The sequence below is a fragment of the Priestia sp. BR_2 genome (assembly GCF_041954005.1).
GTDB classification, from domain to species: Bacteria; Bacillota; Bacilli; order Paenibacillales; family Paenibacillaceae; genus Paenibacillus_AQ; species Paenibacillus_AQ lautus_A.
This window is the reverse complement of sequence record NZ_JAVFHM010000123.1, coordinates 1-6,629: the sequence shown is the minus strand read 5'-3', so window position 1 is coordinate 6,629 and position 6,629 is coordinate 1. Positions and strand designations below refer to the sequence as shown.

Annotated in this window: 4 protein-coding genes, 1 pseudogene and 1 other annotated feature; all 5 genes and pseudogenes read left to right on the top strand. The window is 49.5% G+C overall.

The window, feature by feature from the left end:
• Positions 1–496, top strand: a pseudogene (gene rplA / locus RB298_RS04270) (50S ribosomal protein L1); the annotation flags it as partial.
• Between the two features lie 69 nt (positions 497–565).
• Positions 566–724, top strand: a sequence feature (ribosomal protein L10 leader region).
• Positions 725–782: 58 nt separating this feature from the next.
• On the top strand, positions 783–1,286 hold the full coding sequence (gene rplJ, locus RB298_RS04265; RefSeq protein ID WP_009591975.1) for a 50S ribosomal protein L10: 504 nt from the start codon (positions 783–785) through the stop codon (positions 1,284–1,286).
• Positions 1,287–1,354: 68 nt separating this feature from the next.
• A complete protein-coding gene (gene rplL / locus RB298_RS04260) occupies positions 1,355–1,717 on the top strand; it encodes a 50S ribosomal protein L7/L12 (protein WP_009591984.1) in 363 nt (120 codons plus the stop codon).
• 184 nt (positions 1,718–1,901) lie between these two features.
• Entirely contained in the window at positions 1,902–2,507 is a 606-nt protein-coding gene (locus tag RB298_RS04255; protein ID WP_213581000.1) for a class I SAM-dependent methyltransferase, read from the top strand.
• 348 nt (positions 2,508–2,855) lie between these two features.
• On the top strand, positions 2,856–6,401 hold the full coding sequence (rpoB, locus tag RB298_RS04250; RefSeq protein WP_036662748.1) for a DNA-directed RNA polymerase subunit beta: 3,546 nt from the start codon (positions 2,856–2,858) through the stop codon (positions 6,399–6,401).
• Positions 6,402–6,629 lie beyond the last annotated feature (228 nt).

The following is a 6,629-nucleotide window of genomic DNA, read 5'->3' as shown; positions in this document are numbered from 1 at the left end:
TAAAGGCACAGGGAAAACACAAGTCGTGCTGGTCTTTGAAAAGGGGGAAAAGGCGAAAGAGGCTTGAGAGGCTGGGGATGATTTTGTTGGCGATCAGAACATGACAAACTAAATCCAAACCGGCGGGTTCGAGTTCGATGTTTGCGTGGCTACACCTGATATGCTGAGTGAAGTCGGTAAACTTGGCCGGCTGCTCGGTGGTAAAGGCCTGATGCCTAACCCTAAAGCTGGTACGGTTACATTCGATGTTGCCAAGGCTGTTCAAGAAATCAAAGCCGGTAAAATCGAGTACCGTCTGGACAAAGCAGGTCAAATTCACGCGCCAATCGGCAAAGTGTCTTTCGATGCAGCTCAATTGAATGAGAACCTCAAAGCTCTCATCGATGCATTGAATCGTGCGAAGCCAGCTGCCGCTAAAGGTGTATACCTGAAAGGCATCGCTGTTTCCTCGACGATGGGACCAAGCGCTCGCGTGAACACAACCGTTTACAGATAATATTACCATTGACTTTAGTCAATGAGGTTTGATATTATGTAACAGTTGTGAGTCTTCGAGACTGACCCTTAAAGTTGAATATGCTTACCGTAGACAGTAGGTGCCCTAAGCAGGCTTAATTTCCTACCGAGGTGTTATGATAGAACGTCAACAATTTGTCCGGTTGTACCGGCCAAATGATGATTCATCAGGCCTTCGTGATTCTACGGAGGCTTTTTTAGTGCCCGTAGGAAGAGCGGAGAGCTTGGTGCTCTTACGCTACTAATACAACCAGGAGGTGTAATCATTGGCAAACGCAAAAGTGATTCAAGCGAAACAAGAAGCGGTTGATGTCGTTGCTGCTAAGCTGCGCGAGAGCGTATCTACAGTAGTTGCTGACTATCGCGGACTGAACGTTGCGCAAGTAACTGAACTTCGTAAGCAGCTTCGTGAAGCTGGCGTCGAGTTCCAAGTACTGAAAAACACGCTGCTTCGCCGTGCAACTGCGGCAGCAGAGCTGACTGATCTGGACGAAGTCCTGACTGGTCCTACAGCTGTTGCTTTTGGTACCAATGACGCTGTCGCTCCAGCAAAAATCCTCAATGATTTTGCTAAGAAAAACGACGCGTTGAAATTGAAAGGCGGCGTAGTTGAAGGCCGTGTAATCGGAGAGAGCGAAATCAAAGCTCTGGCAGAACTTCCGTCCCGCGAAGGTCTCCTTTCCATGCTCCTCAGCGTGCTTCAAGCTCCAGTGCGCAACTTCGCGCTTGCAGTTAAAGCCGTTGCTGAGAAGGAAGAACAAGGCGCATAAGCCTTGTCTTGCTGAAGCTGTGTAACAACAACTATCAAATCTTAATAATAAATGGAGGTTCAACTTAAATGAGCAAAGAGCAAATCTTGGAAGCAATTAAAGGTATGTCTGTTCTGGAACTGAACGATCTCGTAAAAGCAATCGAAGAAGAATTTGGTGTAACTGCTGCAGCTCCAGTAGCTGTTGTAGGTGGCGCTGGTGCAGCTGCTGAAGCAGAGCAATCCGAATTCGACGTAATCCTGACTAGCGCAGGCGCGTCCAAAATCAACGTAATCAAAGTGGTTCGCGAAATCACAGGTCTTGGCTTGAAAGAAGCAAAAGAACTGGTTGACAACGCTCCAAAACCATTGAAAGAAAAAGTAGCTAAAGAAGAAGCTGAAGCTGTTAAAGCTAAATTGGAAGAAGCAGGCGCATCCGTAGAAGTGAAGTAATTACTTCTCTAGATGAATGTCAGCAAGAAGCAAACCCCTTGAATATTTGTTCAAGGGGTTTGTTATTGTGGCGGGGAGTTCAACGCGTACTGATTCTCCGCAGGAAAGGTTATACTGGAATAATGGAGCGCTTAAGGCCGATATGCCTTAGACGGGCAGAATTTGATTCAAGACGGAGGAAATGATGCCGAATCAACATTATTACTCAAACCAGCCAGAGATTGCTCATGATCGTAAGGAGCTAAAGACGGAACTTCGAGGGCAGTCATTTAGTTTGGTCAGCGACGCTGGCGTATTCTCCAAGGGCGGCGTGGATTATGGCAGCAAGGTGTTGATAGACGCCATGGATTTCGGGCAGGATGCCCAAGTGCTGGATGTAGGGTGCGGGTACGGCCCGATCGGTCTAACGGCGGCAAGAATGGCCACACAAGGCCATGTGACGATGATCGACATCAATAGCCGGGCTGTCGAATTGGCCAAAGAGAATGCGAAGCGCAACGGTATAAACAACGTTACGATCTTAGAAAGCGACTTGTTTGAGGCGGTGAAGGATCAGCAATTTGATGTGGTTCTGACCAATCCGCCGATTCGTGCGGGAAAAGAAACAGTGCATGCCATATTCGAGGAATCGTGGAAACATCTGCGCGAGAATGGACAGTTGTGGGTTGTGATTCAGAAGAAGCAGGGTGCGCCTTCGGCAAAAGCGAAGCTGGAGAGTTTATTTGAACGGGTTGAGGAAGTAACGAAGGATAAAGGGTACCGAATATTCAAAGCGACGAAATCTTCTTAAAATAGTTCGACTAGGCTGTTGACTTGGGTATGCTGGTATGGTATTATTATAAAATGTCAGTATTAGGATGGTCTCTTTGTCTTTAGTTGGCTGAAATGTCAAGACTTATTATGCGGAAATACGCATAAAGTCGGTCATATTGACGTATAATATGTACATTTTGGGCAAATCTACAGGATATGAGATGATTATCATAACCATGGATAAGCTGCTCTTTTTTCGAAAAGGTATTCGATAAGGGCTTTTCTCTATTTATGGGAGTGTCCTCTGTATGTTCCATTATAGTGTTACAAACAGAGGTTCGCAATGAAATTTTTAAAGTGAGTAGACATGAGGGGTGAGTTTAAGTTGGCAGGACATCTTGTTCAATATGGTCGACGCACTCGGCGAAGTTATGCTCGTATTAACGAGGTACTCGAAGTTCCGAACCTGATTGAAATCCAACAAAAATCTTATGAATGGTTTTTGGAGGAAGGACTCCGCGAAATGTTCCAGGACATCTCGCCGATCCAGGATTTCACGGGCAATTTGGTGCTAGAGTTCATTGACTACAGCCTTGGAGAACCGAAATACACCGTCGATGACGCGAAAGAACGCGACGTTACTTATGCGGCGCCGCTCCGCGTGAAAGTCCGGCTCATTAACAAGGAGACCGGAGAGGTCAAGGAGCAGGAAGTGTTCATGGGAGACTTCCCGTTAATGACGGAAACCGGAACATTCATTATCAATGGTGCCGAACGGGTTATTGTCAGCCAGTTGGTTCGCTCTCCCAGCGTCTATTTCAGCACGAAAGTGGATAAAAACGGTAAGACGACGTACACTGCAACAGTTATCCCTAACCGCGGCGCTTGGCTGGAACTGGAGATGGACGCGAAGGACATTATTTATGTCCGGATCGACCGCACCCGTAAAATCCCTGTAACGGTGCTTTTACGTGCGCTTGGTTTTGGCACGGATGCCGAGATTTTGGATCTTCTGGGCAATGATGAATATATTCAAAATACGCTGGATAAAGACAACACGGACTCCACGGAAAAAGCGCTCATTGAAATCTATGAACGCCTTCGCCCGGGCGAGCCGCCAACACTGGAGAATGCGAAGAGCCTTCTCGTTGCCCGTTTCTTCGATCCGAAGCGTTATGATCTGGCTAACGTTGGTCGTTATAAGATCAACAAGAAGCTTCATATTAAGAACCGTCTCTTCAATCAACGTTTGGCAGAAAGTTTGATAGACATCGATACGGGTGAGATCGTTGCGGAAGCCGGTCAAACCGTAGACCGTCGTCTTTTGGACGAGATTATGCCTTACCTTGAGAAGAGTGTAGGCTTCAAGAATTATCATGTTGCCGGCGGCGTGATGGACAGCGAGGATATCCCGCTGCAAACGATCGACGTATTCTCTCCGATCGAGGACGGAAAAGTCGTGAAGGTCATCGCGAACGCAAACATCGATAAATCCGTGAAGCATATTACGCAGGCGGATATCATTTCCTCCATCAGCTACTTCATCAACCTGCTGCATGGAATCGGCAATACGGATGATATCGATCATCTGGGTAACCGTCGTCTGCGTTCTGTGGGCGAATTGCTCCAAAATCAGTTCCGTATCGGTTTGTCCCGGATGGAACGCGTTGTTCGCGAGAGAATGTCGATCCAGGATGCGAACGTGATTACGCCGCAGGCGCTCATCAACATCCGTCCGGTTATCGCATCGATCAAAGAGTTCTTCGGCAGCTCCCAGTTGTCCCAGTTCATGGATCAGACTAACCCGCTAGCGGAACTGACGCACAAACGTCGTCTGTCTGCACTCGGACCGGGCGGTTTGACGCGTGAGCGGGCGGGCTTTGAAGTGCGGGACGTTCACCACAGTCACTATGGCCGTATGTGTCCGATCGAGACGCCGGAGGGACCGAACATCGGTCTGATCAACTCCTTGTCGACGTTTGCGCGCATCAACGAGTATGGCTTCATCGAAGCTCCGTACCGTTGGGTGGATCCGAAGACCGGTAAAGTCACGGACCAAATCGATTACCTGACTGCAGACGAAGAGGATAACTACATCGTTGCCCAGGCGAACGCCGAGCTCAACGAAGACGGTACCTTCGCTGACGAAATGGTAATCGTCCGTTATAACAAGCAATCCGACAACATCCTTCCGATGCCGAGCGACCGTGTAGACTACATGGACGTATCGCCTAAGCAGGTCGTGTCGGTAGCGACGGCGCTCATTCCGTTCCTCGAGAACGATGACTCCAACCGCGCGCTGATGGGATCGAACATGCAGCGGCAGGCTGTTCCGCTTCTTATTCCTAAGGCTCCGCTCGTCGGAACCGGGATGGAGCATAAGTCTGCGAAAGACTCCGGTGTATGTATTGTATCCAAATACGACGGGATTATTGAACGTTCATCCGCCAACGAAATCTGGCTCCGCCGCGTGGAAAATATCGACGGACAAGAAGTCAAAGGCGATATTGTTAAATATAAATTACACAAATTTATGCGTTCGAACCAAGGAACATGCATCAATCAGCGTCCAATCGTCAAGCGCGGCGATGTGATCAAAAAAGGTGACATCCTGGCAGACGGACCATCCACCGAGATGGGCGAATTGGCACTGGGCCGCAACGTCGTCGTTGCGTTCATGACTTGGGAAGGCTACAACTACGAGGATGCGATTCTTCTCTCCGAGAAGCTGGTCAAAGAGGATGTGTACACTTCGATCCATATCGAGGAGTACGAATCCGAGGCTCGTGACACGAAGCTCGGTCCGGAGGAAATCACGCGCGATATTCCTAACGTAGGGGAAGAAGCGCTCAAGAACCTTGACGAGCGCGGAATCATCCGCATCGGTGCCGAAATCAGCGCTGGCGACATTCTCGTTGGTAAGGTAACGCCTAAGGGCGTAACCGAGCTGACGGCAGAGGAGCGTCTCTTGCATGCGATCTTCGGTGAGAAGGCTCGCGAAGTGCGCGATACCTCGCTGCGCGTTCCTCACGGTAGTGACGGAATCATCGTGGACGTGAAGGTGTTTACGCGTGAGAACGGCGACGAATTGCCGCCGGGCGTCAACCAATTGGTTCGCGTCTACATCGCACAGAAACGTAAAATCTCCGAAGGCGACAAAATGGCCGGACGTCACGGTAACAAAGGTGTCGTTGCCCGTATTTTGCCTGAAGAAGACATGCCGTTCCTGCCGGATGGCACGCCGGTTCAAGTTGTGTTGAACCCTCTGGGGGTTCCATCACGGATGAACATCGGTCAGGTGCTTGAGGTTCACTTGGGTATGGCTGCGCTCCAGCTCGGCATTCACGTGGCTTCACCGGTATTCGACGGTGCAAGCGAGTATGACGTGTTTGATACGATGGAAGAAGCAGGCATGCAGCGCAATGGTAAAACCGTGTTGTACGACGGACGGACGGGCGAACGTTTTGAACGTGAAGTTACCGTCGGCGTCATGCACATGATCAAGCTCGCGCACATGGTTGACGATAAAATTCACGCCCGTTCCACGGGACCATACTCCCTCGTTACGCAGCAGCCGCTGGGTGGTAAAGCCCAGTTCGGCGGACAGCGCTTCGGTGAGATGGAAGTATGGGCGCTTGAAGCTTACGGTGCTGCCTATACGCTGCAAGAAATTCTTACCGTCAAGTCCGATGACGTGGTCGGCCGGGTGAAAACCTACGAATCGATCGTCAAAGGCGAGAACGTTCCGGAACCGGGTGTTCCTGAATCGTTCAAGGTATTGATTAAAGAGCTTCAGTCTCTCGGTATGGACGTTAAAATCCTGAGCGAGAACGAAGAGGAAATCGAGATGAAAGAACTCGATGACGAAGACGATGCTCAAGGTGATAAACTGAGCCTTAACTTGGAAGGCGCTGAAGTCGGAGTGGAATAACGGTCAATCATTCACCCCCGTCGGCTGATTAGTCGGCGGTGGTGTTATGGTCGTACAGCACATAAATAGGACTAGGTTGAGGAGGGTTGCTCCTTGTTGGACGTTAACAATTTTGAGTACATGAAAATCGGTCTTGCTTCACCGGAAAAAATCCGTTCTTGGTCTCGCGGAGAGGTGAAGAAGCCGGAAACGATTAACTACCGTACATTGAAGCCGGAGAAAGAAGGC

What these genes read in the sequence shown, in the direction of transcription:
- rplL (WP_009591984.1), top strand. Translation starts at nt 1,355, where the DNA reads ATGAGCAAAGAGCAAATCTTGGAAGCAATTAAAGGTATGTCTGTTCTG.
- RB298_RS04255 (WP_213581000.1), top strand. Translation starts at nt 1,902, where the DNA reads ATGCCGAATCAACATTATTACTCAAACCAGCCAGAGATTGCTCATGAT.